This is a genomic window from Nitrospira sp. Nam74, from assembly GCF_965152615.1.
Map to the genome: position 1 here is coordinate 2,310,755 of NZ_OZ224220.1, position 25,982 is coordinate 2,336,736.

20 protein-coding genes, 1 tRNA gene and 2 pseudogenes are annotated in these 25,982 nt (G+C 54.0%); 12 read left to right on the plus strand and 11 right to left on the minus strand.

Going from position 1 to position 25,982, the window contains the following annotated elements; genetic code table 11:
* Positions 1 to 427: 427 nt before the first annotated feature.
* Both glgC and ACWHYZ_RS10855 read right to left on the minus strand, forming a co-directional pair.
* Positions 428 to 1,666 (minus strand): annotated as a pseudogene (gene glgC, locus ACWHYZ_RS10850) (glucose-1-phosphate adenylyltransferase); the annotation flags it as partial.
* 450 nt (positions 1,667 to 2,116) lie between these two features.
* Positions 2,117 to 4,120, minus strand: a complete 2,004-nt coding sequence (locus ACWHYZ_RS10855) for a PAS domain S-box protein (protein ID WP_447987270.1) — start codon at positions 4,118 to 4,120, stop codon at positions 2,117 to 2,119.
* A 355-nt stretch (positions 4,121 to 4,475) separates the two neighbouring features.
* On the opposite strand from ACWHYZ_RS10855, the gene ACWHYZ_RS10860 reads away from it, so the two are divergent.
* Positions 4,476 to 4,841, plus strand: a complete 366-nt coding sequence (locus ACWHYZ_RS10860; RefSeq protein WP_447987271.1) for a response regulator — start codon at positions 4,476 to 4,478, stop codon at positions 4,839 to 4,841.
* Positions 4,842 to 5,474: 633 nt separating this feature from the next.
* Positions 5,475 to 6,641 carry a sensor histidine kinase gene (locus tag ACWHYZ_RS10865; RefSeq protein ID WP_447987272.1) on the plus strand — a complete coding sequence of 389 codons (1,167 nt, stop codon included), beginning with the start codon at positions 5,475 to 5,477 and terminating at the stop codon, positions 6,639 to 6,641.
* 29 nt (positions 6,642 to 6,670) lie between these two features.
* On the opposite strand, the gene ACWHYZ_RS10870 is transcribed toward ACWHYZ_RS10865, so the two are convergent.
* The 4 genes and pseudogenes from ACWHYZ_RS10870 to ACWHYZ_RS10885 all read right to left on the minus strand — a co-directional run bounded on the left by ACWHYZ_RS10870 (position 6,671) and on the right by ACWHYZ_RS10885 (position 10,963).
* The gene (locus ACWHYZ_RS10870) at positions 6,671 to 6,988 is read right to left on the minus strand and encodes a hypothetical protein (protein ID WP_447987273.1); all 318 of its coding nucleotides are present in this window, start codon (positions 6,986 to 6,988) and stop codon (positions 6,671 to 6,673) included.
* A gap of 301 nt (positions 6,989 to 7,289) precedes the next feature.
* Positions 7,290 to 7,760 (minus strand): response regulator, encoded by a 471-nt coding sequence (locus ACWHYZ_RS10875; protein ID WP_447987274.1) that lies wholly within the window; start codon positions 7,758 to 7,760, stop codon positions 7,290 to 7,292.
* 688 nt (positions 7,761 to 8,448) lie between these two features.
* Positions 8,449 to 10,155: pseudogene (polX, locus tag ACWHYZ_RS10880) on the minus strand (DNA polymerase/3'-5' exonuclease PolX); the annotation flags it as partial.
* 526 nt (positions 10,156 to 10,681) lie between these two features.
* On the minus strand, positions 10,682 to 10,963 hold the full coding sequence (locus ACWHYZ_RS10885) for a hypothetical protein (RefSeq protein WP_447987275.1): 282 nt from the start codon (positions 10,961 to 10,963) through the stop codon (positions 10,682 to 10,684).
* Between the two features lie 879 nt (positions 10,964 to 11,842).
* On the opposite strand from ACWHYZ_RS10885, the gene ACWHYZ_RS10890 reads away from it, so the two are divergent.
* Positions 11,843 to 12,970 carry an AI-2E family transporter gene (locus ACWHYZ_RS10890; protein ID WP_447987276.1) on the plus strand — a complete coding sequence of 376 codons (1,128 nt, stop codon included), beginning with the start codon at positions 11,843 to 11,845 and terminating at the stop codon, positions 12,968 to 12,970.
* Positions 12,971 to 13,112: 142 nt separating this feature from the next.
* On the opposite strand, the gene ACWHYZ_RS10895 is transcribed toward ACWHYZ_RS10890, so the two are convergent.
* From ACWHYZ_RS10895 to ACWHYZ_RS10905, 3 genes are all read right to left on the minus strand, one after another.
* On the minus strand, positions 13,113 to 13,430 hold the full coding sequence (locus ACWHYZ_RS10895; RefSeq protein WP_447987277.1) for a hypothetical protein: 318 nt from the start codon (positions 13,428 to 13,430) through the stop codon (positions 13,113 to 13,115).
* Between the two features lie 50 nt (positions 13,431 to 13,480).
* Positions 13,481 to 13,768, minus strand: coding sequence for a LuxR C-terminal-related transcriptional regulator (locus ACWHYZ_RS10900; protein ID WP_447987278.1), 288 nt, complete (start codon positions 13,766 to 13,768; stop codon positions 13,481 to 13,483).
* Positions 13,769 to 13,962: 194 nt separating this feature from the next.
* Positions 13,963 to 15,513, minus strand: a complete 1,551-nt coding sequence (locus ACWHYZ_RS10905) for an ATP-dependent DNA ligase (RefSeq protein WP_447987279.1) — start codon at positions 15,511 to 15,513, stop codon at positions 13,963 to 13,965.
* A 92-nt stretch (positions 15,514 to 15,605) separates the two neighbouring features.
* On the opposite strand from ACWHYZ_RS10905, the gene ACWHYZ_RS10910 reads away from it, so the two are divergent.
* The 4 genes from ACWHYZ_RS10910 (at position 15,606) to ACWHYZ_RS10925 (ending at position 18,936) form a co-directional block, all read left to right on the plus strand.
* Positions 15,606 to 16,979 (plus strand): flavin monoamine oxidase family protein, encoded by a 1,374-nt coding sequence (locus tag ACWHYZ_RS10910; RefSeq protein ID WP_447987280.1) that lies wholly within the window; start codon positions 15,606 to 15,608, stop codon positions 16,977 to 16,979.
* Between the two features lie 129 nt (positions 16,980 to 17,108).
* Entirely contained in the window at positions 17,109 to 18,161 is a 1,053-nt protein-coding gene (gene purM, locus ACWHYZ_RS10915) for a phosphoribosylformylglycinamidine cyclo-ligase (protein WP_447987281.1), read from the plus strand.
* The gene (gene purN / locus ACWHYZ_RS10920; RefSeq protein WP_447987282.1) at positions 18,148 to 18,795 is read left to right on the plus strand and encodes a phosphoribosylglycinamide formyltransferase; all 648 of its coding nucleotides are present in this window, start codon (positions 18,148 to 18,150) and stop codon (positions 18,793 to 18,795) included. Before purM ends, purN begins: the two co-directional genes overlap by 14 nt.
* A gap of 65 nt (positions 18,796 to 18,860) precedes the next feature.
* A tRNA-Ala gene (locus tag ACWHYZ_RS10925) sits at positions 18,861 to 18,936 on the plus strand.
* 107 nt (positions 18,937 to 19,043) lie between these two features.
* Here ACWHYZ_RS10925 and ACWHYZ_RS10930 read toward each other — a convergent pair.
* On the minus strand, positions 19,044 to 19,475 hold the full coding sequence (locus tag ACWHYZ_RS10930; RefSeq protein ID WP_447987652.1) for a hypothetical protein: 432 nt from the start codon (positions 19,473 to 19,475) through the stop codon (positions 19,044 to 19,046).
* Here ACWHYZ_RS10930 and ACWHYZ_RS10935 point away from each other — a divergent pair.
* The 4 genes from ACWHYZ_RS10935 to ACWHYZ_RS10950 all read left to right on the plus strand — a co-directional run bounded on the left by ACWHYZ_RS10935 (position 19,443) and on the right by ACWHYZ_RS10950 (position 22,182).
* Complete coding sequence (locus ACWHYZ_RS10935; RefSeq protein ID WP_447987283.1) at positions 19,443 to 20,255, plus strand: AAA domain-containing protein; 813 nt, start codon at positions 19,443 to 19,445, stop codon at positions 20,253 to 20,255. The two genes, ACWHYZ_RS10930 and ACWHYZ_RS10935, sit on opposite strands and share 33 nt — an antisense overlap.
* A 329-nt stretch (positions 20,256 to 20,584) precedes the next feature.
* On the plus strand, positions 20,585 to 21,205 hold the full coding sequence (locus ACWHYZ_RS10940) for a restriction endonuclease (protein ID WP_447987284.1): 621 nt from the start codon (positions 20,585 to 20,587) through the stop codon (positions 21,203 to 21,205).
* Positions 21,171 to 21,485 (plus strand): restriction endonuclease, encoded by a 315-nt coding sequence (locus ACWHYZ_RS10945; protein ID WP_447987285.1) that lies wholly within the window; start codon positions 21,171 to 21,173, stop codon positions 21,483 to 21,485. The genes ACWHYZ_RS10940 and ACWHYZ_RS10945 overlap by 35 nt, the downstream gene beginning before the upstream one ends.
* A gap of 253 nt (positions 21,486 to 21,738) precedes the next feature.
* Positions 21,739 to 22,182 (plus strand): DUF4112 domain-containing protein, encoded by a 444-nt coding sequence (locus ACWHYZ_RS10950; protein ID WP_447987286.1) that lies wholly within the window; start codon positions 21,739 to 21,741, stop codon positions 22,180 to 22,182.
* 824 nt (positions 22,183 to 23,006) lie between these two features.
* Here the strand turns inward: ACWHYZ_RS10950 and ACWHYZ_RS10955 are convergent.
* A complete protein-coding gene (locus tag ACWHYZ_RS10955; protein ID WP_447987287.1) occupies positions 23,007 to 23,645 on the minus strand; it encodes an MEDS domain-containing protein in 639 nt (212 codons plus the stop codon).
* 509 nt (positions 23,646 to 24,154) lie between these two features.
* Between ACWHYZ_RS10955 and ACWHYZ_RS10960 the strand changes: the two genes are divergently transcribed.
* Positions 24,155 to 24,967 (plus strand): chemotaxis protein CheB, encoded by an 813-nt coding sequence (locus tag ACWHYZ_RS10960; protein WP_447987288.1) that lies wholly within the window; start codon positions 24,155 to 24,157, stop codon positions 24,965 to 24,967.
* Positions 24,968 to 25,982: the final 1,015 nt, after the last annotated feature.

Below are 25,982 nucleotides of genomic sequence, written 5' to 3' on the forward strand. Positions count from 1 at the left end.
GCGGCGTACAAAAAGGGATGAGGCATGTTCTGGCACGCATGCTCATCCCTTTTGTATGCGTATCATATATTCACAGGCATTCGTGCTTTCATGGATTGGCGTTGCGAGTTGCCTACGCGCGAGTGCTGTTCGCTTCTCATCGGTGCCGGCGTAGTGTCCATATCGTCGATAGTGCAAAAACGAGTCTTCCCTGTAAGAAGAGAACGACTGTATTTGACGTGCATGAGGGGGTACGCAGTATGAAAAATGGATTCGGAAATAGAAACTCAGAGGACGAGAACCAAGGCGGCATAGGAGGAGCATACGGCGATCGTGGCACAGTGATTGCGGCAGGAAGCAGGGAGGGCCACGTGATATTAGGACATCCGAAGCAGTGTAGCCCATAGTATGGGATGCCCATACAACGAAGCGTAAATTGACGATTGCGCTAGGAGCAGTCGGACAGTTTCATTCCCTTCGAGATCGTGACGATACCCGACTCGGTCACGGTAAACCGTTGACGGTCCGCCTCCAGGTCATAGCCGATTGTGCTCTTTGCCGGAATAGTCACATCCTTGTCTATGATGGCTCGACGGATCTTTGCGTGGTCGCCGATTACGACGTTTTCCATCAGCACCGATTCTCGCACATCAGCATAATCCTTCACGATAACGTTGGGCGATAGCACCGAGTTTTGCACGCGTCCGCCTGCAATGATACATCCGCCGCACACGATCGAATCCAGCGCGATCCCCATGCGGCCGCCCTGTATATCTTGTGCAAAGACAAACTTCGCCGGCGGGGATTGACCCTGGTAGGTGCGGATCGGCCAGGTCTGATCGTACAGATTAAACAACGGATCTACCGCGATGAGATCCATATTCGCCTCCCAGTACGCGTCAAGGGTGCCGATGTCGCGCCAGTACTGTACTCTCTTCCGGTTGGCGTCATGGAACTTGTAGGCATAGACCCGCTGATTGCCGATCATGCGAGGAATAATGTTCCGACCGAAGTCATGGGCAGAGGCATCGTCTTCGGCATCCTCGAGTAAGTGCTCCCGCACGACCTCGGTGCGGAAGAGATAGATGCCCATGGAGACAAAAGCCATAGTGGGGTCGGTCGGCAAGGGCATCGGGTGGCGCGGCTTTTCATCCCACCGCACAATCCTATGGTGTTCATCCACGCCGATGACTCCAAAGCGCGTCGCCTCATCCAGGGACGTTTCCAGTGCTCCTACCACCGCGTCGGCCTCCTTTTGTAGCAGGAAGTCCAGCATCGCCGCATAGTCCATTTTGTAGACATGATCCCCTGCCAAGATGAGGAGGTATTCGGAGGGGTCATTCTCCAATAGGAAGAGGTTTTGATAGACCGCATCAGCAGTTCCGCGGTACCATTCCTCCCCCGTTCGTTGCTGAGCGGGGATGGAGGCAATATATTCACCAATCTCTCCATTGAGTACGTTCCAGCCTTGCCGAATATGGCGGTCCAAGGAATAGGACTTGTACTGGATGAGGACTGCGATATTCCGAAGGCCCGAGTTCAAGCAATTACTCAGCGTGAAGTCGATGATGCGGTATTTGCCACCGAATGGGACCGCCGGCTTGGCTCGATGTTGCGTCAAGGGATAGAGGCGTTCACCTTTCCCCCCTGCCAACACCATTGTCATCAGGTTTTGCATCACGTGCCTCCTTTCGTCGGTGGATGAGCAGGTCCGTTCTTACGAGGCGCCCACATAGACGAGAAGTTCCTCGATGCGATTGTGAAAGGACCAGAATGCCACATTCCTGAAGGCGCCGGAGAGCGATGAATCGATGGATCGGCGTTCACAACAAACATGCTGCAATGGCGTCGTCAGCTGCCATAGTCTTCTCTTTCCATAGTGTCGGCAGATTTCTTTCACTCACGAAGCTAAATTGAACATCAATGAAAACCAAGCAGGTCTCTGATACCTACCATGTCGGACGGAAGCACCTTCATAAATTTTACTCCGGAAGACGGGGAAATTGTGCCCGGTCCGTCGAGTATGAGCGATGCCGGCAAAGGCTGGGGAAAAGGTGACTGTCCGGCAAAAACATCTTGATGGAAAAAAGAAGAGAGTGGAGGAGGGGATGAGCGAGCGGTTACGTACTATCGGCACTCAACCTGTGGCCTGCGAACTACCGGGTCCCTTTCCTTGAAACTCTGTCACATCGTGTGCAATTCCTCCGATATACTGGTGACCGTCTGAACCCATGATAGGAAATTTGATTACCTGCCACCACTGTTGCCGTCCCTCGCCATCGTGCGTAAGTTCGATGCTGTGGACTGATTCATGACGTTCGCGAACCTGCCGATCGCTTTCCCCGCACATGGCCGCCACATCGGGGGGCCATAGCTCCTCGTCAGTCTTTCCACTCCAGTCCGTCTGTGTCCTATTGGTGTGCAATTCCCATAGCCTGTTCGCGTAGATGTATCGCCCTTCTTGATCCTTCATGAATGCCAGGACGGGGCTATGGTCCATGAAGGCGCGAAACCGAGCTTCGCTTGAGTACAATGCATGTTGTGCTTGCCGCCGTTCCGTAATGTCTTGCGCAAACACCAAGACGCCCATGACTTGTCCGTGTGAATCCCGATAAGGCACCTTGTCCGTGCGGACCCACCGCTTGGCGCCCGATGAGGTTTGATATAACTCCTCGATGCCTAATTTCGGATGTCCCGAGCGGAGCACCTCCAGATCATCCCGATAATATTGTTCTGCTTCATCCGGATATAAATCATACGTCGATCGTCCTTCAACTTGCTCTGGTGTGCGGTTAATCGACTCCGCCGCCAGTCGGTTTGCACGAATGATCTCGTTGCGGTCGTTCTTATACCAAACCATGGCGGGAATCAGGTCCATCAAGACTTGTTGCTCGATGTGCTGCCGCATTAACTTGGCTTCTGCCTGTTTTCGTTCGGTGATATCATGAACCGTTCCAATGACGCGAGTAGGACGGCCGTGGTCGTCGCACAACACCTGTCCCTTGCCGCCGAGCCATCCCACTTCCCCGTTTGGCCTCTGGATGCGGTGTTCGATCGCATACGAAGAGCGGGTGTCCACGGCCGTGCTGATCGCCTGATCGACTCTTGGTCGATCCTCAGGATAAACCAGATTCAAGAAGCCGTCATACGTCCACGAAAAGTCCTGTGCGGCCACCCCGAACAATGGATAGACGTTTTCAGACCAGGTCATCCGTCGTTCGTCAATTTCCCAGTCCCATGTCCCCATGTTTCCGGCTAGTAAGGCCAGCCGCAGCCGTTCTTCGCTTTTTCTCACTCGAGCTTCGGCCGATTTCCGGTCAGAAATGTCTCGAATAAAGCCGCTGTAGAACGCGTCTCGGGTTCCTTTCCATAGTCCCAAGCATAACTCTGCCGGGAACTCTGACCCGTCTTTGCGCCGGCCGTGCAACTCAGTGGTTCGGCCGATCAGTTGCCATGGACCCTGATGGTCTTTCACCTGTTCAGTGCCGATGCCAAACAGTTCCCCATAGCGGCTGGGGAATAGCAACGTCAGCGACTGTCGCAATATCTCATGCTCGGCATATCCAAAGAGGTGTTCGGCCGATCGATTCCAGGAAGTCATGAGTCCGTCTTCATCGGCCAAGATGATGGCATCAGTTGCCGATTCCATCAGAGATTGCAGCCGATACTCGCTGTCATTAAACGCGCGTTCCATCCGCTCAGCTTTCGCGGCAAGCGTATTGACCCCCACTGCCCGGACCAACGTGGCTTTTAATTGTTCGTTATTGTACGGCTTCATCAGAAATGCAAAGGCGCCTTGTTGCAGCAGCGCGGCGCCCTTTTCCTCCGTTGCGCATGCGGTCAGGACAATGACCGGTAGATTAGGGTAGACGTCCGTCACGGAGCGCAATACCGTCGATCCATCGATATCGGGAAGGCCGAGGTCCAACAGCACGGCGCTAAAGAGACGTTCGTGAATCTTCGCGATCGCATCCTTGCCTCTTTCGGCCGACACAACGTCATAGCCTTCGTGCTCCAGTAAATCTGAAAGCGTACGACAAATATCCGGCTCATCATCAACGATCAGAACAGAAGGGCGAAGAAAAGGGCGGGTAGAGGTATCCATGGCAGAGTCCCGTACGAACTGTCGAGTACCCTTCATACACCTTCCATTAAAGGAATGGAAGTTCTGAAGGAATCCATTGTGAAACTCGAAATGGTTGCATTTTGATTCTGTTGGAGCCACTCCCAGGAGAATTTTCTCGTCGGTGAGAGCGGTTACTCTCAGCGAAGGTGTGTGGCAGACTGTGGCATGGATTCATGGCACGAGCCCGGGGGCCCTTGTCGCAGCAGCCGCTACATGACTTTCGAAGTAAATGCGGCAGAATGAGCCGTGGGCGCGTTGTACACTCCTTGTCTTCATTCCGAATAACGAGATGCAGAATTCTGTGAGTCCTCATCAAAGAGGACTGGCGCGTCCTTTCCTGAAGGCTTTGAAGTATGGTGAGTGTTGCTCCATGAAACATGACAACAAGACGCTTCTCTTGGTCGACGACGATCCGGATATCCTCGAAGTCATTGGCGATCGCCTCAGCAGTCTAGGGTTTACCGTATTGACGGCACGCGACGGGCATAAGGCGTTGGAGATCATTAACAGGGACGTCCTGCATGCGGTCTTACTCGATATCCGTATGCCACAGCTGGATGGTCGCACCATACTCACACGCCTCACCAAAGATAGCCCTCAGCTTCCGATCATCATCGTCACAGCCGATGTCGAAAAGGAGAAATTAGCGGATTTGATGAGAGCCGGCGCGATTGACTGTGTCACAAAACCTCTAGACTACGACGACCTCGTGTCAAAAATAAGGCTGCATTTCTAGAGACGAACCTGGAGCACCGCGTGATGATTAGGGCGTCACGTTCCCTGGACTTGCGTTGCATCCATTTGGGCAGCGCCAGTAATGGCGCGGAAGCTTTCCCCCGGACTTCAAACTTACCGGCCATCGCTGAGTGCATTTTCGACATTGCAACCAAAGGCTCTCATTATCCGCGATTCGGACTCCCACCCTTGCCAGTGCACTTTCCGTAAATTCCATGGCATGACCCCTTTCAGTTTCTTTGCGGCGGCCATTGGAATAGTTCATCTGCATTGGGCTTCTTCTACCATGTTCTTCCAGGTCCATACGGGCCTATCTTCACAATTGGGTATGGGCTCCGCAATCGACAAAAACGCGATTCGTGTGTAGTAGCCGCACTACAGATGATTCCAAGAAAGTGGTCCATCACTCAACCCTGGAAGAGGTCAAGTCGTACTGCGTCGTTAATTGGTTTGCTCATTCCGTCCCATGGTGCATCTCCACGGCGTTGGAAAATGACCGAAGCCCGGTTCACAAATGCTGGGATTATTGGCCGTGAATCGGCCTACATGAAAATCATCTTGCCGCACCTTGCTGCCCTGTTACGTGACTCTTATCCTGATGAAGAATCGCACAACTATTGTATGGAGTGGATGCATGTGTGGTGTAACCGATATTCCGAGCATCCTGATCGTCGACGATGATCTGACGAACCTACGGGCGTTGGAGCGCATGCTTGAGCGGTCCGACCGCATGGTCATCAAGGCGAGATCCGGAGATGAAGCTCTCAGGTATTTGCTCTTACAGGACGTCGCGGTGTTGCTGCTGGATATCAGAATGGCCGAAATGGACGGCTATGAGACCGCCGCGCTGATTCGTAACCGTGAGAGGACGCAATCGTTGCCGATCATCTTTCTGACCGCCTTCAATAAAGAAGATGCCGACGTCGCAAGGGGCTACTCCTTAGGAGCCGTGGACTATATCTTCAAGCCCATTGTACCGGAGATCTTATGTGCGAAGGTCGATATTTTTGTGGAGTTGTACAGACGAACGGCAGCCTTGGTCAGAAAAAATGAGGAACTGAGGCGCACTGAGCACAAATTGCTGGACACTAATCAGCAACTGGAACAGCTCAATCGGCTGAAGTCCTCCTTTGTGTCGGTCGCCTCACATGAGATTCGTACCCCTGTGACAGGCATTAAAGGCTATGTTGAAAATATGCTGTCGGGTTTGACAGGGCCCATCACTGACAAGCAACGGCACTATCTGATGCGCATCACGACAAACGTGGATCGATTGATGCGGATCATTGACGAATTACTCGATATTGCGCGGATCGAGGCTGGGCAAATTCGCTTACAGGTGGATTCGGTGAACGTCAGTCAGCTGATAGCAGAAGTCGCCGAAGAGCTTCAGCCGCTGGCGATTCAGAAAGAAATCTCGTTTCTGCAAGATGCCAGTCGGGTGTCCGGCATGTATCTAAAGGGGGATGAAGGGAAACTGCGCCAAGTCCTAACGAACCTCGTGCATAATGCGCTGAAGTTCACGCCATCCGGCGGACGAGTCGACCTCGGAGCGGTAATCAAGGAGCCGGGCAAAGTCCAAATCAGTGTGCGTGACACAGGACCTGGAATTCCTCCTTCAGACCTGCCGAGGATTTTTGATCGGTTCTATAGTGGGGCTTCTGTGCCGCCGGACACTCGCGGTGCAGGATTAGGGCTTGCGATTAGCAAGAGTTTGGTAGCCTTGCATGGCGGACATCTCTCTGTCTCGAGCACGCTCGGACAAGGAAGTCACTTTTGTGTCGACTTGCCCGCCATGTGAAGCCAATGTTTGATAGCCATATGCCAGTGTCACTCCTGCTTGGTGGTGGGGGCGTAACTGCGAGAAGGCTCAGATTCTCGCTTACTGTTCCCCTGAGTCTCTGCAGGGGCCGCCTGCCCGGTATCTTCAGGAAGGATGGCCTTCTCAGTGAGCTTTTTCAGCCGCTCCGTCTCGCCCGGAGGTATGACTGTCGGGCTCTGCCGACCGTCTTGTGCCCGTGAGTCTTGGAATGTTCTCGTATCCTGAGATTCAATCGTCTGGGCGTGCACCGAGCCGTGGAACAGGAACACCGAAACTGCAAACGGTATTGCACACCCGCATTTGAGGGAAAGCACGTGACGTTTCATTGCAACTCCATGCGATCAACTGTTGGAAAGCCCGCGATTCGGCTGACCTATTTTGCATAAATGTCCGAGGGAGGCGATGTCGGCACATTGGCATGACGCCTGTAGGTTTCACGGTGTTGAACGCTTTTTCACCTGACAGTACCGGAGGCGGCGTCGAAACAAAAGGCTAGAAACTCTACTATGGTGGTATGGCTAAAAATAGAGAGAGACAGAAGGGGATGTCGTAGAGAAGCCGGGCGGGGGATGCGGTGTTACCGCGGCCCAAATGGATCAGGTCCTCCCGTGCTTCGCGCCGGCGCCACTAATCAAACCAGACGTCATCACCGATCTCTGCGGACTCACTGTTCTCCACCATGAGTTTGGGTAGAAGCCTTTGTACCGTCCGCCGTAAGGCGGGAGGATCAAACGGCTTCTGAAGAAACGCCACTTCACCTGGATCGTGCCCTTGGGCAATCAATTCGTCTTTCGAATAGGCCGAGATAATCAGGGGAATTGCCTGGGGATAGTGTTGTTGAAGTAAGGGCAGTATTTCGAGGCCATTCGCCGCTTTCTCGGTCTGTTGACCTGGAAGCCGAAACACAGGTTCTCGCAGCAGCACATCAACAATCAATAAGGCAACGTGACCGGGTGCCGGGGCCACGCACTTTGCGGAATTAAGTCCGCTTGCTGTCAGGACAGTCAATCCACACCGCTGAAGACTTCGGCTGCACAGCAGCAGTATCTGGGGATCGTCATCGATCACAAGCGCAGCTGGTTTCTTAGGCGTTTTCAATACCTGCCTCGTCATCTGGATCGCCGTGCGATGGTTCCATCAGCGCTCTCATTCCGATTGTACAATGTATGCGGTCTTATTCCTAATCTAACTTTCTGGCATCCGTATACGTCGTGAGATCACGCAGGATTCGCCCATCGGGGTCTATTGTTTGTTTCATGTGACGCAGGGTTTCCAAATAGACCTGGACATATCATTCTTATCGGTAGGTTGTAAGGATTACTTAATAGAGATACTTAGAAGTTTGGACTAGTAGGCGAGCTGCGCTAGCCGTCGCGCGCTCGTCTGCTATACGACCGTGGGTCGACCCGCCCCCCGGCGTATTGTCGGTTGATACGACTCATCCTCGGGATAGCTGTGGCACGAAAAACTATAGCTGCTTACAGACATGGGTATGCCAACCGTGAGAGAGGAGGGCCACCATGGCGGTACGTATTTGGACTCACGTCCAACGGACGTATCCGAGGGGACGTCACATTTACTGACGTGGGAGGACGGCGAATCGATACGACGGGCAAGAATCCCATCGCGCTTCTGCCGGTGCCGGAGAGTTAACGAATAAACCATTTTGCGATGGCATACATAGCAAAAATGGGTTCAAAGCTGCTGAAAGTGCTGTTGCCAAAGAAAGCGGTCCATAACTTCCAACGGGCATGCTAACTCAGCAATCTTCGGCCTGTCTAAGACGTTAAGTGCGGGTCGCTCGAAGAATGCTGTTTATGTCGGCTACTGAGCAGGTGTTGACAACATCTTCGGGACCTAATGCAGCTTTCCGCGCGACATTGATGCCCAGGGCCACATTCGACAGCTCGTCCACGGCATGGGCATCAGGATTGATGCAAAACTTCACGCCCTGCTGTTTGGCCACCCGGGCCCACCGCCAGTCCAAGTCCAGACGGTAACGACTTCCATTGATTTCAATAATCTTCCGATGCGCCGCTGCAGTGTGGATGATGCGAGGCAGATCGACGCGATATCCGGTCCGCGACAAGAGGAGACGACCCGTGGGATGGCCAAGCATCGTCACATAGGGATTCGTCAAGGCTCGGCAGATGCGCCGCGTTTGGTCCTCTTCGGACAGATTGAACCGGCTATGCACTGACGCGATCACGAAATCGAATTGTGCCAATATGTCGTCGCGATAGTCCATTGAACCATCCGGTAGAATGTCCGCCTCAATCCCCTTAAAAATCCGGATATCCGGATATTGTCTTTGGACGGAGTCCATGTCCTCCCACTGCGCTCGAATGCGATCCTCTTTCAAACCGTTCGCATAAAACGCAGCCTGGCTGTGATCGGAGATGCCAATGTAGCGATACCCACATGCTAGAGCGGCCATGACCATCTCTTCCACCGTATCGGCCCCGTCTGTGTATATCGTATGGACATGAAAGACTCCTTGAATCTCTTTCGCTTCAACCAGGGGAGGCGGCTCGTCCGTGCTCGCCCACCATATCTCCCCACGACCTTCCCGCAGTTCGGGAGGAATAAAAGAAAGGCCGGCTGCGCGATAGATGTGCTCCTCGGTCACACTGCTGCCATTCAGCCGAGTCCTGACCGCGGTCCAATCCGGGAATCCCTTCTCGACTAACCGCTGTTGCAATTCGTCCAGGTGTTCGGCGCTGCCGGTGGCATGCAGTAATTCGAAAGCATAGTGCTCGCGCGGAGCGACCTGGATGGTCACCGGCAATCCCAGTGGAGACCGTGCGGTGATGGTATCGAGATGATCCGAGACGTCGGTTATGTTCGGGATGGCCATTACATGCTGTGCGAGACGTGTGACGCTCGTCGGCTTCATAGTCTGTACGGCAAAGACTAATTCCCGGATGACCTCCAGCTTCCGACGGATCGCTCCGGCCGGCGAAACGGCTGTCACACCTGGAATGGTGGCTAGCCTCTTCGCCATGGTCGTCGCCTCTTCCAGTACGTTCGCGTAGAGATGATAGCCTTGTCCACGCTGGTATTCGCCCAGTGCAGTCAGCAGTTTCGCCTGAACCTTCGGACCGAAGCCTTTGATGTTACATAGCCGACCCTCGAGGCATGCCTTGTGGAGGTCGGCTATTGAGCGAATGCCTGCCCGGTCATGGAGCCGCCGAATCTGTTTCATGCTCAATCCCGGCACATCCCCGAGCTCCAGGAGCGAAGACGGGTACTCACCTTGCACTTCCTGATGGAATCGGGACGCTCCCGTAGTGACGAGTTCGCTAATTACGGAAGCCGTGGCTGGACCGATTCCTGCCACGGCTGTCAGCGTCCCGGTTTGCACTAAATCCCGCGCCTCGTGCGGGCTCATCAAAAGGGCGATACTGGCGTTCCGATAGGCCCTGGCCTTATAAGGATTGTCCCCTTTGAGGAGAAGGAAAAACGCTATTTCTTCTAATCGGTGGGCGATATCACGTTTATTCGTAGAGCACCATCACGGTTTGGGGTGTGAGCATTGCTGCGGCCTTCAAGGCGTTTCCGTCTGTCTTTCCCCTATGTGTTTCGGTTCCGGGCATACTACACGGCGCTGAACCAAGCGTTTCGCTCGCACTGCCGCTAACAAGGTTGATGTCTCAGTTCACCTTCACGCTGAAGGTTACGAAGCTGGTGTTCCTGCAAAATGTCTTGTTGCCGTTGTTGCTGGTATTGCTTGATGGCCGCTCCGCGGTCGTGCTCCCAGAGCTGATCGGGTCTGGAGTTTGGTGACGGGGATGGATAGAGAGTCGATGCACCTGCCCATACGACTCCGCTCATCATGATGCCGCATACGAAACCTATGAGGACATTCCGCATATCGCCCTCCATGCGCTGATTCATTGCCTGTCTCGCGCCCGACCGTTGTCCTGTTCACTGATGGCGATGGATTCACCTCATGTTCAAGCGCACGATGTATCATGAGTACTGTCGGAGTTACTTGCCCGGATGCAGCCAACGCGGAATTATTCCGATTGCCTACGTCGCTGCGACTGAAGCTCCTCCTTAAGTTTCTTCACGGTATGATCGAGCTCCTGACCCAGCTTGCTCCCCAGCTTTGTGATCTGGGGCTCTATGTCCCGACTCACGCGCTGAAGCTGTGTCAGCAGCTCGACGATCGGCTTCGGCAGATCTTCGACCTTGAAGTCATCTGATGATGCTCGCTGTCCCGGAATGACGTCTTCTTCTGCCCATGATGGCGTCGAGAGGAACAACGCAACAATGAAAGCGCTGAATAGCTGTTTCATGTGACCTTTTCTCCTATCCCGTTCGTTTCATGTTGTCGCGGGAGTAATGCAAGAATGTGCATCCTTCTGGTGTGGTATGAGAAGCCATCCGCGTCTCGTTCTTATGGTACCAGCGGAAACGGGAACTTCCCCATTAGGTAAAGGGGGTATGGCCATTACGCACCTACGAGGAGCACCATCAATACAAGCAGTGAATTGTGTACATGGTTCAAGCCCTTCTCATCGCATGAGACTACCACGCATCGGTCGAGGTCTCATGGCGCTTACATAGCGATCTGATGCAATCATCCTAAGCCAAAGGAACGGTACGCCGCCGTGGATGATGAGGCATCAGGATGGGATATGCCGAACAGCAATGAATGTTGGCCCAAGCGATTGACCTTGCAGCGGTGTCCACTTGGGACGGTGCGCCATGTCTGTGCGGCTTTCCAGAGGAAGAAGGTACGGACACTGACGGGGCCTGTTCAAGAAGGCGTCAACCGCCGTGTGAGAGCATCCCGTATGGTTAATACGCAGTATCGTCCAGCCCATCGCGATCGGTTCAACGGGAAGGCTTAGACACCGAAGCAGCCGGACAATGTGGCCTCTTACGTATCGTATTTTAGACCCGATCCACTTTGTTCCACCGATCCAGCCTCATCACTCTGCCCCGAATACTATCTACTATCCGAGCCTTCAAGTCATACTTCTATCGCCGGCCCCCTCTATGCCAATTGTCGATGTTTTGGTCTGAACCAAGTCGGTAGTGACGCGCGAATCCCTGAGGGACTAGCTTCCTACAGAATATTGCAGCACGAGCGGACAGGCACGGCAAGACGTCAGAGGCAATAGTACCTTAGGTACATCGACGCAGTCTCGCTGATTGTCGGGATACTCGCCATGCTGACCGAAGAGCATATGCGGGAGTCGCCACTCGTGTCCGGCCCGACGGCGCAACCGGGTAAGCCGCCTGACGTGGAAACGAGGGGCTTCGATGCAGGCCGCGTCGCCATAGTCGGTGTATTCGTGCTCGCGTGTTTTTTCGCATTGCACGCCGCACGCATGGTGTTTATGCCGATTATCTTAGCGCTGCTCTTCGGACTTCTCCTGGCACCTGTGATTCGGTTCCTCAAGCAGTACCATGTTCCTGAGCCGTTGGGTGCCGCCCTTGTTCTTGTGGCCGTAGGCAGCGTGGTCGGCTATGGCGTGTACCGGCTGTCGGAGCCTGCCGCGGAATGGTTCGCCAAAGCACCGGGCGCGTTCCGCCAGATCGAGTATAAAATCGGCGCGCTGAAAAAACCCATGGAGGAGATGGGGAGGGCCACGGCACTCGTTGAAAAAATGGCGACTCTGAATGGACCGACTAAGCAACAAGAGATCGAAGTCAAGCAACACACGCTGAGCGACACCATTTTCAATCAGACCGGAGAGTTCGTAACCGGCACGATCATGACGATGATGTTGCTCTATTTCCTGCTGGCTTCAGGAGACTTATTCTTGCAGAAGCTGGTCAAGATTTTACCGCGATTCCATGATAAGAAGCGGGCCGTGGAGATCGTCCGTGAGATGGAGCAGCAGGTCTCGGCTTATCTGTTCACCGTGACGCTCATCAACATTGGGGTCGGGTTCGCAGTGGGTGTGGCGATGTATGCGCTGGGCATGCCGAATCCGATGCTGTGGGGCGTCATGGCGTGTCTGCTCACCTATGTTCCTTACCTCGGTCCTGCCATCGGCGTCATCACCGTGGCCTTGGTGGCCACATTGAGCTTTGACAACATTGGATGGGTGCTTCTCATCGCAGGAACCTATTGGGGGATCACCATCATTGAAGGCACGTTCGTGACGCCTCAGATTCTTGGTCATCGCTTGACCCTGAATCCTTTTGTGATCCTTGCCGGCCTCATGTTTTGGGGATGGCTGTGGGGCATTCCCGGAACATTGCTCGCTGTCCCGCTCATTGCCTCGATGAAAATATTTTCGGACCATATCGAGCCGCTAGCGCCGCTCGGTGAATTTCTAGGCCGGTGAGATTCCTGATTGAGATGAGACGGTTTCAATGCTCCGGGAGATGATGTTTCAATCCCGCGTAGAGGCAATGATACGGTGTCAGCGCATGGCGCGGTCAATTGATCAGGAGGTGTGGCCGGCCGCCTGGGAATCGATCACCCACTTATCGGGATCCGGCTCCGTGTCGATTGCGTTTGTACCACACGGTGAACATGGGGATGGCCGCGGCCAGCAGCCCCATGGAGGTGTAAACGACATAGCGTCCCCAATGAGAGCTTTTGATCGAGCTTTTGATGTCCAGGGGGACAGGGCCGGAGGTAGGATTGCCGACCTGCACGTAATCTCCGCACGCTTTGCATACGTACTGGCCGGTGAAATAGCCGGACTCCGTACTTTCCGCATCTAACCGGTTATGGGGGCAAGGCGGCTTGCCTTTCGAGTTCCAGGCGTTACGCAACGCTTTGGCACGGCCAACTTCCACTCGGGCCTCCTCGCGTGTGTGGCACCACGCCGCTCTTCGAGCAGAGTTCGTCAGACTCGCGGTGCGGTGGCCCGGACCAGCTTTGTCAGGAACCCCATCAAAAGTCCCTGGCGAATGAGTTGAGCGACATTGGTGACTCGCAGGCGACGCATGAGGTTGAACCGATGGACTTCCACGGTTCGGGAACTGATGTTCAATTGATCGGCGATTTCCCGGTTGTTCAGACCATCGGCAATATAAGTCAGGACCTCTTGTTGGCGTCGTGTAATGTGCGTGGAGTGCTGCTCATCCTGACTGCGCTTTGCCCGTTTATTTCGTAGCAGACTCTTTTGCGCCATAGAATTGCTCCTCTCGGTGTAAGATCTTTAATTCACGTGGTCTTAGTTATATCTAGTGAGATGAACCAGTCTAGTGGAAAGCAAGTATGTCGTACATCAGACAGATGATTACGCTTAACCACTAGAGCCGCATGGGGAAAAGCGACAAGCTTAGACTATTTGCACTGGACCATGGGGGACGAAAGGGACAGTGTTTATGGCTTGGCTCCTTCACTCTGGCGAACATACATGGCGCGCACGGTCTCAATCGTATCCGCCTGCTCGGCCGTCTTGTCGGTGCGGTATCGTTTCACGCGAGCGAAGCGTAAGGCTAAGCCACCGGGATAATGCGGGCTTGCCTGGATGTCATTAAAGGCAATCTCGACGACCACTTCAGGGCGCACATACACGGTATAGCCGTCCGTCGCGGTCTGGAGCGCGGTGAGTGTCTCTGTCTGCTTCTTCAGCATCTCATCGGTCATGCCTTTGAACGTTTTTCCCAGCATTACAAAACCAGCGTGGCCCGGATCGCGGGCACCAAGGTGCAGATTGCTGAGCCAACCCTGTCGACGGCCGCTTCCCCACTCGGCAGCAAGAATGACAAGATCCAAGGTATGGGCGCGTTTAATCTTCAGCCACGCGTTGCCGCGCCGACCGGCCTCGTAGGCCGCGTCTAACATTTTTGCCATGACCCCCTCATGCCCATGGCTCAGCGCCTGATGAAGGAACGTTTCCGCTGCGGTCACGTCTGGTGTGACGAGACGGGGAGTCACCAACGGGAGCGGTAATGCATCTTGCAGAGCCGCCACCCGGTCTGAGGATGATCGATCGATCAGATCTTCACCGTCGAGATGGAGACAGTCGAAGAAGAACGGCGTCAATGGCAGGGTGGCACGCATTTGGTGAATATCCAGCTTGCGGCCGAACCGGCGCATCGTCATTTGAAACGGATGCGGTATGCCGTCAGGCCGCAAAGCCAGGACTTCCCCGTCCAGGACGATCGAACGGGCGGAGAGCCTTCGCACAGCTTCAACAATCTCCGGGACCGAAGTCGTCACATCGTTGAGTGTGCGGGTGAACACCCGGATATCGTCACCCAGTTTGTGCACTTGCACTCGTGCCCCGTCCATTTTGTATTCGAATGCCGCCTCATGGACGGTCTTGAAAACATCCGCTACATCGCCGGCAGGCTGAGCCAACATCGGCTGAACAGGTTGCAACACGTGCAGCGCAAACCGTGAAAGACCTGCGGCTCCTTCCGTGAATGCGGCACTCGCCACTTTGGATAGGTCGCCGGCCAGCATGAGTGCCCGGCGCACTGCAGCAACAGGCACTTCCGCTGCGCGTGCCACCGCCTCGACCATAATCCCTTCAAGCGCCCCCTGACGTAGTTCGCCCAGCACGAGCCGCTTCAAGAAAGATTGCTCGTCCGGAGTCGCTTGCGATAGTAACGCGTCGAAGAGACGCCGCCGCTCAGCACTTGATCCGGAACCTGTCGAGCGGACGATTGCCTCAACAGTTTCATCGACTTGTTTCAGGGTCAGCGATGGCTCGACTGCGGTCAATTCAGGAGCCGCCGCGTGGACGGTAGCCGCCCCCATGCCGATTGTGCCTTGGCGCAGGCGCCCGGACAGAAAGTTCACCCCAATCTCCATTTCATCCGGCGCAAGGCATCGAAGGCGGGCGCTCAAATGGCGGATCTTTTCTAAGCGGGACTGAGTCTGCGTGATTTGCCGTGATGTACGAACGACCTCATTCAAGAGCATAATCTTCTCCTGGCATCCTTTATCATACTTAATTGTCCATGCAGCGGCGTAGTCCAATGGCGAAGTCGACTGTCTTATGAGTAAACTCAATCATGACTGACGAAGGCGTATTGCGTGGCACATCTGTCATCGTGGCGGGCGCCGGTCTGGCCGGTTTGGCCGCGGCGGTGGATCTCATGGATACCGGTGCGAAGGTCACCGTCGTCGAAGCTCGTAACCGCGTAGGCGGACGCGTGTGGACGCATCGCGACGGTTGGCTCAATGGACAGCATGCCGAAGCCGGCGCCGATCTCATTGATGAGGGACAGGAAGAAATGCAGCGGCTCGCAGCCCGGCTGGGTCTTGAATTAGTGCCCATACTTGAAGGGGGATTTGGATTTATCATGCGAGGCGAAGACGGCCGGCCGCGCAAGTACGTCGAGCCCGCCGGTGTAGGATGGCGAAGGCTCAGAGAACGGCTTGAGTCCTGGATACGAGAGTATCGTTTGATCGATCAAAGATGGGACAATCTCATTGCTCAAAATATGGCTCGTATCTCGGTGGCTGAATGGCTCAAAGAAGTAAAAGCCGATGCGAACATGTGTGCGCTGACCAGAGGACTGAGAGGATTCTTCCTGGCCGACCCGCGCGATCTTTCCTTACTCATGCTCGTCGATCAATTGGCGGCGGATGCGCCCGGTGGTGGGCGCATGTATCGCATCAAGGGCGGTAATGATCAACTGGCTTCGGGTCTAGCTCGCAGGCTGAAGGATCGCCTGCATATGCAAACGCAGGTAGTGGCGCTCTCTCAACCCCCGGGGCACGTGCAGGTCCGTCTTCGCAGCGTGAACGGCACAGAAAGCGACATGCGCGCCGATTATCTGGTATGCGCTGTGCCTGCAACGATGTTGCGAGACATTTCCTGGGATCCGCCATTGCCCCCGGAGCAGCACGAGGCAGTTTTTCGACTGAAGTATGGGAGGGCCACGAGAACGATCCTGCAGTTTGAGCGACGATTTTGGCAGCATTCCGGGGTGCTCAGGGCGTATGGTACGGATCTGCCCATCGGGGCAGTCTGGGATGGCAATGAAGAACAATCCGGCCGTCAAGGAATCCTCTCGCTGCTGGCCGGCGGATCGGCAAGTGTAGAAACGCGACAGATCGTCGCCCGTGAGGGTATTGAGGGACTTGTACGACACCTTGAGTGGCTTCAGGATCATGATATGCAAGTGGTGGCGTCACGAGTCGTCTCGTGGGAGGACGATCCCTGGGCGCGCGGCGGGTATGCGTACTTTGATCCCGCCTATGATCCTGCCTGGCGTCTTTGGCTTTCCAAGCCCCATGGCCGCATCGTATTTGCCGGTGAGCATACGAGTGTCCGGTGGCAAGGCTATATGAACGGCGCAGTCGAAAGCGGCCTGCGAGCGGCCAGGGAAGTGGACGTCTTGGTGACACGGTCGCGCCGGTGTGCTTGTCCAACCTCATAGCATTACTTTGTCCAAGCGCCCAACATCATAATAGGCAGCCCTTTGGCATCTTCTGAAAGCGGATCGTAGTTTGGTGCGATGATTGTTACGTTGACCTCTTCCTTCTCGCTCCGGTAAGATGCCGCGCCGATGACTACCTATAAACAGGCCGGTGTCGATATCGACGCGGGTGATGAATTCGTTGACCGGATCAAGCCATTGGTCCGCTCGACCTTTCGCCCGGAGGTTCTGACTGATTTGGGCGGATTCGGCGGATTATTCCGACTCGATGCCGCGAGCTATACCGACCCGGTCTTGGTCTCAGGGACCGATGGGGTCGGGACGAAGTTAAAAATCGCCTTCTTAATGGATCGGCATGAGACCGTCGGGATCGACCTCGTGGCGATGTGCGTCAACGATGTGGTAGTCAGTGGCGCGGAGCCGCTGTTCTTTTTGGATTATTTGGCGACCGGCAAATTGGCGGTTCCAAAAGCTGAAGCGATTGTAAAAGGAATCGCCGAGGGATGCCGCCAGGCGGGATGTGCGCTGATTGGTGGAGAAACGGCTGAAATGCCGTCGTTTTATCCCGATGGCGAATACGATCTCGCGGGATTTGCCGTGGGAGTCGTCGATCGGCCGAAGATTATCGATGGCAAAACGATACAGGCCGGCGATGTGCTGATTGGGGTCGCGTCGTCCGGATTGCACAGCAACGGCTATTCCCTCGCGCGGCGGGTGCTGTTGGATGATGGCAAACTGACGATTGAGAGTCGCCTGGTCGATCTGGAGCTTCCGCTTGGAGAAGTGCTGCTGACACCGACGCGCATCTACGCCAAGCAGATCCTTGCTTTAACAAGGGAATTGACCATTAAAGGAATCGCCCATGTGACAGGCGGCGGATTAACGGAAAATCTTCCGAGAATCTTTCCGCGGGAGACGCGTGCGCGGATTCAACGGCGAACCTGGCCCATCCCGCCGATCTTTACGGTGCTGCAGAACATGGGGCGGATTGAGCGTGACGAAATGTATCGTGTGTTTAACATGGGAATCGGACTGGTCGTGATCGTCGCGCAGCCCGATGCGAATGCGGTCATTACCAAGCTCGCTGCGCTAGGGGATCAGGCCTACGTCATTGGAGAGATGGCCGCCGGAGCGAGTGGCCATCCGCTGGTGGAATATGTTGGACCCGATGACCACGAGTAAGTTACGGCTTGGCGTTCTCGCATCTGGGCGCGGCTCAAATCTCCAAGCGGTCATCGACGCCATTGAGTCGGGGATCCTGCAGGCGCGTGTTGCGGCCGTCATCAGCAATAAAAAAGATGCGCAGGCGCTCGAGCGGGCGCGTACCCATGGTGTGACAGACGTGTTTCTCGATCCCGCAGCCTATGCGGCCAGGATTGATAAGCGAGAAGCGTATGATCGCGCTGTGCTGGACATCCTGAGAAAACATGAGGTCGATCTCGTGCTCCTTGCGGGGTACATGAAAATCGTCACACCCGTGTTAATCGACGCATACCGGAATCGCATGATGAATATTCATCCTTCGTTGCTCCCCTCTTTCCCCGGGCTTGACGCGCAGAAGCAGACGCTGGAGTGGGGCGCCAAGGTGGCGGGTTGCACGGTGCACTTTGTGACGGAAGGCGTCGATGAAGGTCCGATTATTCTCCAAGCTGCGGTCCCTGTCATGGAAGGCGATTCCCCGGAGACATTAGCGGCCCGTATCCTCCTAGAGGAACATGTGATTTACCCGCGGGCCGTTCAACTTTATGCGGACGGCCGTCTTCTCGTCGAAGGGCGGCGAGTTCGAATTGCCGACGGCCCTGCGGGTTGTGTATAATGCCGCCTGTTGAACGGGACCCATCTTCTTCCCGTGAATTCTTTCCTTCATTGTTAGTGTAGTGTGGGGGGCTAGCTCAGTTGGGAGAGCACAACGTTCGCAACGTTGGGGTCGGGGGTTCAATTCCCCTGCCCTCCACCAAAAAGGCGCCCTTTGAACCCCCGACCGGGGGCTTCGAAGGGGGTGAGCCCCCTTCGTGGGGAGCGTACGAGGGGGCTGGCCCCCTCCGTAAGAGCCGGTAAGGCACTTCAGCCGCTTCCGGCGAGGGAGGGCGGTTCAATTCCCCTGCCCTCCACCACAATCGTTGGCACCTGTCGGCGGGCATAACACGGATCCATACGTCCCGGTTGCTGAGAAGCGATAAGCGGACGAACCGTGTTCAAGGACCGGCTGGCACAGAATCTTCCCTCAATCATCTTTCTGAGAATTTGCCTGGCTGCCGGTATGTTGCTGCCTAGTAATCCCAGGAAGTCACTGATCCGCTCCTGAAGAACCGAGAGGAGCCGTTTCTCGTCCAGTGACACTGTTTGTTCCAATGCACTAAGGTCTTGCAGTTGCCGAAGAAGAGACTTTTTCCGCTCTTCTTCCGCTCGAAGCGTTTGGTAGATCGAGTCAGTTCCTTGCCCACGTGCAATGGCGTCCACCAAGTGCCTGAGGTAAAGCCATGTGATAAATTGCATCCCCCTATAGCGGCATGCTTTGTTCCGAACGGTCACAAAAACAACAGCGATATCAATGTGCCGGAGGCTGAGGCCCTTGTCGAGGCTCTTCTTTTGCTGTGTAAGTGTGGGGCATATGCAAACAAGACCATTGGGGTTATCTCGCTATTAGGTGAAAAACAAGCCCAATACATCTCAAACCTTCTCGCTGGTGCGCTCGATGAAAGAGAACGAGCGGCACGGCGTATCATCTGTGGCGATGCGTATGCCTTTCAGGGAGACGAGCACGATGTGATGTTTCTTTCAATGGTTATCGCTAGCAATGCTCCATATGCGTCGTTGGTAAAAGAAGATGCCAGACAAAGGTTTAACGTGGCCACAAGCCGAGGACGGGACCAAGTCTTTCTATTTCATTCAGTCCAGTTGGAAAACTTGCAGAACGAGAATTGCGTTCGGCACAAAATGCTGAAGTGGTATATGAATCCACCTATTGCCGCAATTGAGGCCAGCATAGAGACCCTTCATCAGCAGGCGGACAGCCCATTTGAGATCGAAGTAGGGGAGGCTGTTATAAAAAAAGACTATAAGGTAACACCACAGTACCGGCCCTTCCACCGCGACTACCAATATAGGATCGACTTACTGGTCCAAGGCCCCCAAGAAAGACTGGCCATCGAGTGCGATGGGGATCGATGGCATGGACCCGAACGATGGGAATATGACCAACGACGTGAGGGCGCAGCTCCGAAGAGCGGGCCTTCGGTTCTGGCGCCTCAGTGGAAGCGTCTTCTACAGAAATAAAGCAAAGGCGCTAGAATCGTTATGGCCAGTCCTTGTCGACAGCTGCGGATGACATTTTATGGTCACGGGAGGATCACGATGGAGCGGTGGGAATATTGCCTGAAGCATGGGGCAACGGGCGTTGACATGTTAACGAGAGGACAGGTCGAAAAGCCTTTTGAATGCTGCAGGAACAGATGGATGGGAATTAGTCGCAGTCGAACGACACGAAGAGGAGTCTCTTTTTATAATGAAACGCCCCGTGTCCAGCTAATGGAAAAGTGAGATTTGAGCTAGTAATGATAGTGATGAAAAACTCCGCACAAGCAATGTAATTTCGTGGAGAAAAAATGGCAGATGTGACACGCAAACGTACTGGTCAATTCTTGCACAAGTTGTTTGAGATTCTCATTGCAAATCCTGATGGCCTGCAGGCTGGTGAAGCCCTTGCCAAACTTCGCTCGGCGATAGAGTTAACTGACTACGAGAAGGGTACGTATGAGTCTGGTGGAACACGGTTCGAGAAGATAGTTCGATTTGCGACGGTGGATTGTGTGAAGGCTGGGTGGCTCCTAAAGCATAAGGGGCTCTGGACGGTGACTGATGCCGGTAGGGTCGCCTTCGGCAAATATAGAGACCCCGAAGCGTTTTACAAGGAAGCTATACGGCTTTATAAGGAATGGAGACGGAACAAGACTGTTACACAGCCTGAAACCTCTGAGTCGTCGTTGGAAGATGGTGTCCCGGATAAGGTTGCGAGCATCACATTTGAACATGCCGAAGAGCAGTCATGGAATGAAATTTGGCAGTATCTTGAAAAGATGCCCCCCTATGAGTTCCAGGATTTAGTGGCCGCCCTCCTGAAGGCAATGGGATATCACATCGCATGGATAGCACCACCGGGGAAGGATGGAGGAGTCGATATCCTAGCCCAAAATGACCCGCTTGGTGCCAAGCCCGCCTCGTATTAAGGTGCAGGTAAAACGGCTCACGACACAAAAAGTCACCGTCGATGGGTTGAGATCGTTGTTAGCTTTGTTGGGAGATGATGACATCGGGCTTTTTGTTTCGGTTGCCGGTTTTACGAAGGATGCTGAAGACCTCGCGAGAACCCAGGAGAAGCGGCGGGTGACGCTGGTTGATCTTGAACGCTTATTTGACCTGTGTGTCGAGCATTACTCTGAGTTAGATGAGGCTGCCCGTCGAACTCTTCCCTTGCAGCCAATATATTTCCTTGCCCCAACAACCTAGCGTAGGTTACTTCTTCGACGTTTCTGGTTGCGAATTTCATAGTCGTAAAAGCGCGCCGCCAGTTCAGTTCCCAATACTGAATCAGCTTCCATCTGCCGACGTGCCACACACAATCTTGAGCACCCATTGAAACGCTTCCGCTAAGTAGTCGCCTGTAGTTGTTGCACGGCGAATGCCCAGAGACGTGCGGTACAATCAGGGGATGGAGCCAGTTCGAGGAAAAGAAATACAAGCGGAAATCTTTGCACACATCTTGGACGACGCCATCCACATTCCAGGCACCAGGTTGCGTTTCGGCCTAGATCCCATGCTTGGGCTTATCCCTGTGGTAGGGGATGTCCTTACCGTTGTCTCCGGTTCGTTCATTCTCCTGACCGCTCGTCAATTAGGAGTTTCTCGACAGGATCTTGCCAGAATGATGTATTACCAACTGCTGAACGGAGTAATCGGGGCCATCCCGGTCTTCGGCGACCTCTATTCCTTTGGTTTTAAAAGCCACGCCAAAAGTTCTGCTGTCATTGTGAGTGCACTCAAGAAAAAGGAAGGAACTGCCTGTCAGATCACGGCTCCGTCGATCAGCTTACTGGATATCGGTCTAGTGTGTGGCATGACTGCACCGGTTGCCGTCTTGGCTGGATTTGTGGGCTGGTGGTTCTGGGAAAGAAGAAATTTCTCGCTGATCTCTGTTTTCTTTTGATCACGAGTGTGTAAGAGTACCCGTGGTGCTTCACTGCATCCGCGCCTCACTGTTTCGTATCGAGCATGAACCCGGTGTGATGATACCTTTTAGACGGTCAGCGACTGGGTCGCTCGCTGGGTTCTTCGCCTTTGTGTGGTTTAAGAGCGTCCTTTGCAGGCGGCGCTGTCTCAGGATTTACCGACATATTGGGATCTACATTCGGCGGAGGGACGGCTGAGCGCGAATCCGGAATAGCCGATGGACGTCGCTCTATCCCTGGATCCAATTTCGATGGGGGAATGGCGGGCGCGGATGATTGCGACGGGTTTTCAGGGGCAGTCGCCGGAGGCGGCCCCGTTCCTTTTTCCGGGGGCGGGACAGGAGGGATTACGTCTGCGGCCAAACCGATTGATGACTCCAACAATACGAAGAATAGCCCGGCAATGAGTCGCGCTAACATACATCGAGTTTAAACCGGGGATTTGAATGATTCAAGGCAAGAATACCTCTAAACCTGTAAGCAAAGAAGGGTCACGAGTCGGCCTTTTTCTATCCTGACCGAAAGGCCCGTGCCGCATCCTGAGGCTTCATCCCAGGCGGCAATCCAGCCTACCACTCAATATCGCCTTTGCTCTTATACCAATATTGATCTCCGCTCCTTTTCAGGGATCAATGCCCGCCGTGGTGCCATCGCTCAATCACAATGTCGTTGGCCATGGGCCTCAATCGTGAAAATATGCCTGGCTCGCGATAGGCAACCAGCGGGTTGAGGCATCCTTCTTCTGGCTGGATGAGGAGGCCGAAATGGAGAGTATGCTGGATTGCGAGCAATGAAGGTGGATTCAATTCTGGTCAAGACTTTTACAGAGGCGATTAATCATATTGTCTATGTCTGCATTATCTTTGGGATGCGCATTAAAACATTCACGCTCAATATACTGAGGATTTAACCTTGAAAGCGTGTCATTAATAAAGATTGCCTGATGGGTCAACAAGCCTCGTCGCACAACTTCGCGCGGCAAGGTATCCATGTGATACTGGCAGATGCCGGATAGAGTCGGGTGCTTGCGAAACAACTCTTCAAGCCGCCATTCATATTCCAGAAGTCTCGAAAAATCTTTTTCCGGACCAAATTCCCAGCTCATATCGCCAGTCACCCAAAGACGTTGATACCCTTCGTTCAGTGCCTGATTCACTGCATCAGTCAACATTGCCAGCATTCGATCAATATCGAAACTCCCTTTCTGAAGATGTCCTTTGTCTGACGACAGTACAAGGCTCCCTTTCATGACCTCCTGATGTACATCTACGCCGCCTGCGAAAAGATAGGAGCGCAGACCCGCCACCATCGGGGGGCTATTTAGATATAGGCATCGGTTGTTCTCCTTCAGGTTATGGCGGATCAAGGACACAAGCGCCGGCAGATACCTTGCGGGAGAGGCTTCATAAATCAGGCATTGGTGTCTTGGAATTTCTTGCATGGACCAAATCTTCAGAGGCTTTGTTAAGTGAAAATCGGCTTGAGACGTGTCCCTTTAGTCACTCGCAAAGAGCATATTACAATCTAACTGTCCCGTCCACAGCCAGGCTGGCGCAGCGGACGCGATCTATGTTTGCCCCACCCAGCATGACGCACCGTGATCATTCCTCTTCCAAAACTGCAATATTTCCTTGTGATGGATCGTCCTGGGTGTCGGTAGGTTGGGTATCGTCGCAACTCTTAATCAGCGGGCCGGTACAAGTCGGCTATAGCCTGCCATATATACGACACGCTGCTGTAAGCTGTTGTAAGCAATTGTAGGCTATTGGACAGGTGATCCTACTAACCTATTGGTCTTTCTTAGGCTTATCTTCTTTGAACGCTTTTCCACAATTCCCTCCGTTTCTCGCATGGCAACAAATGAGTCGACTACTACGAGGCCAAGGCATAATATTGCATTGGTATTCGTGCGGGTGAGATCGTCCCTTTGAGGGTAATGCTAGAAACCTGATGCTACGACGAAACGATCTCCCACCAGATTCTTTTAAGGAGCAGACTCAGGCGCAAGACCAACCGATTCGATCCCTGATTGTTATCGGTGCCTCCGCAGGTGGGCCAGCGGCTATTGGGAGTGTGTTAAAGGGGCTGTCGCGTGATGTCCCGGCGGCCATCGTTGTGATGCTGCACGTCCCTCATGACAGTGCCTTCGATATGGCGAAATGGTTTCAACGGTTTGGGCACATAGAAATTGTTGAAACCCGTCCCAAGGAGCGCCTCCGTGAGGGTATTGTGTTTGTCGCGCCCCCTGGACAATCTCTAAGAGTCCAAGAGGGCGAGCTGAGTCTTGAGGCATTGAACCCGAGAGTCTCGTCACGTGACACGATCAACCAGCTTTTTGAATCATCGGCACAGGCGTATGGCGACCGGGTCATCGGTGTCATATTAAGTGGTCTTTTAGCTGACGGGTCAAAAGGACTACGCGCTGTGCACGAAGGAGGCGGCTTGACGGTCATTCAAAATCCAGTGGACTCTCGATATCAAGGTATGACTAGTAACGCTCTTGCCAGTGTTCCCGAAGCGACCTTTCGTCTCAACGCGACAGATATCGGCTTGGCACTCGATCTCTTAGCTCGTCGGAACGCCGAACTTGAGACCGGATTGTCGAGTGCGGTACGGCATTTAAAGGAACGGATTGCGCTGCTTGTTCGCCTCCTCATGCAGTCAAGAGGGAACGAAGCGACTTACCGCTATCTTTCCATGGAGCTCAAGTCATTGCGTGAGGACCTGCGGTCCGTGGAAGACCTTCTTTCCGAATCACGTTAATTCAAACAACAAGCCTTCTCCTAGGAATAGCGTCAGCGGGAGTGGTGTTTGCTGGGCGGCGTCCTATATAGGACACGCTGCTGTAAGCTGTTGTAAGCAATTGTAGGCTATTGGACAGGTGATCCTACTAACCTATTGATTGTGCTACTGTTACGTAGTGCTTTTAAGCGGGGGCGTCCCTAGGCTGCCGCAGCAATGCCATTAATTTTGAACTGTAAGAAGGGCGCCAACGATTGGAAAAACCCCTGCCCTCCACCATCCCTCGCTAAATGTATCCCGCTTGCCTATTTTGAGACGAGCGAGAAATCCCTCCAGTTCATTTTTCCTTTGAACTCCCGATCGGCGGATTCGAAGCGGAATTCCCCATTCGTGGGGGCCACGACATTCGAGAGCTTTTTGACTGTATTGAAGTGAGTCGTAAATGATTATTTCTTGTCCTCCCCTTAAGATAGAAAGACGAGGGATAGGAGAGCGTTTAGCTGCCGTTCAATCATGACTTCTTGGTGCGGCTTCATGTGATAAATGTATCGTCCGAGCTTATGAAGTTCCTGTTTTAATGAGGTGGGAGTGAGCCGGCCTCAACTTCTACTTGAGGTTTGGATTGGCTGAGGCGAATCGGACAATCACTGCTTCGACACCAACGTCAACCCGTCTTGCGGCGGGTCTCCAGCCATGACCTTGCCGATCATGATGTATTGAAAATCACGCCGAGATGCTGACCAGCCGACCGTTCAAGGTAGAACGTTCCGCACAGGTCACCCATTCGTTATCAGTGCGATTCGTCGGTCGTCCAGAAGTTGATGGCGCCATCGGCCGGCGCATCGAACATATCCCGAGGGGTTCCGCGATTGCGATATCGCGGTCGTGGTAGAACTGGTGGATGCAGGCCCATTCGGTGGAAATGGGGACAGTGATCCAAGCGAGAGCATCATTCATAGCGGCTCCAGATTGTGGCGGAGATCGACCAGCGTTAACGCTGCTCGATCTGGAGGCGAAGGCTGTGCTCAGCAACTTT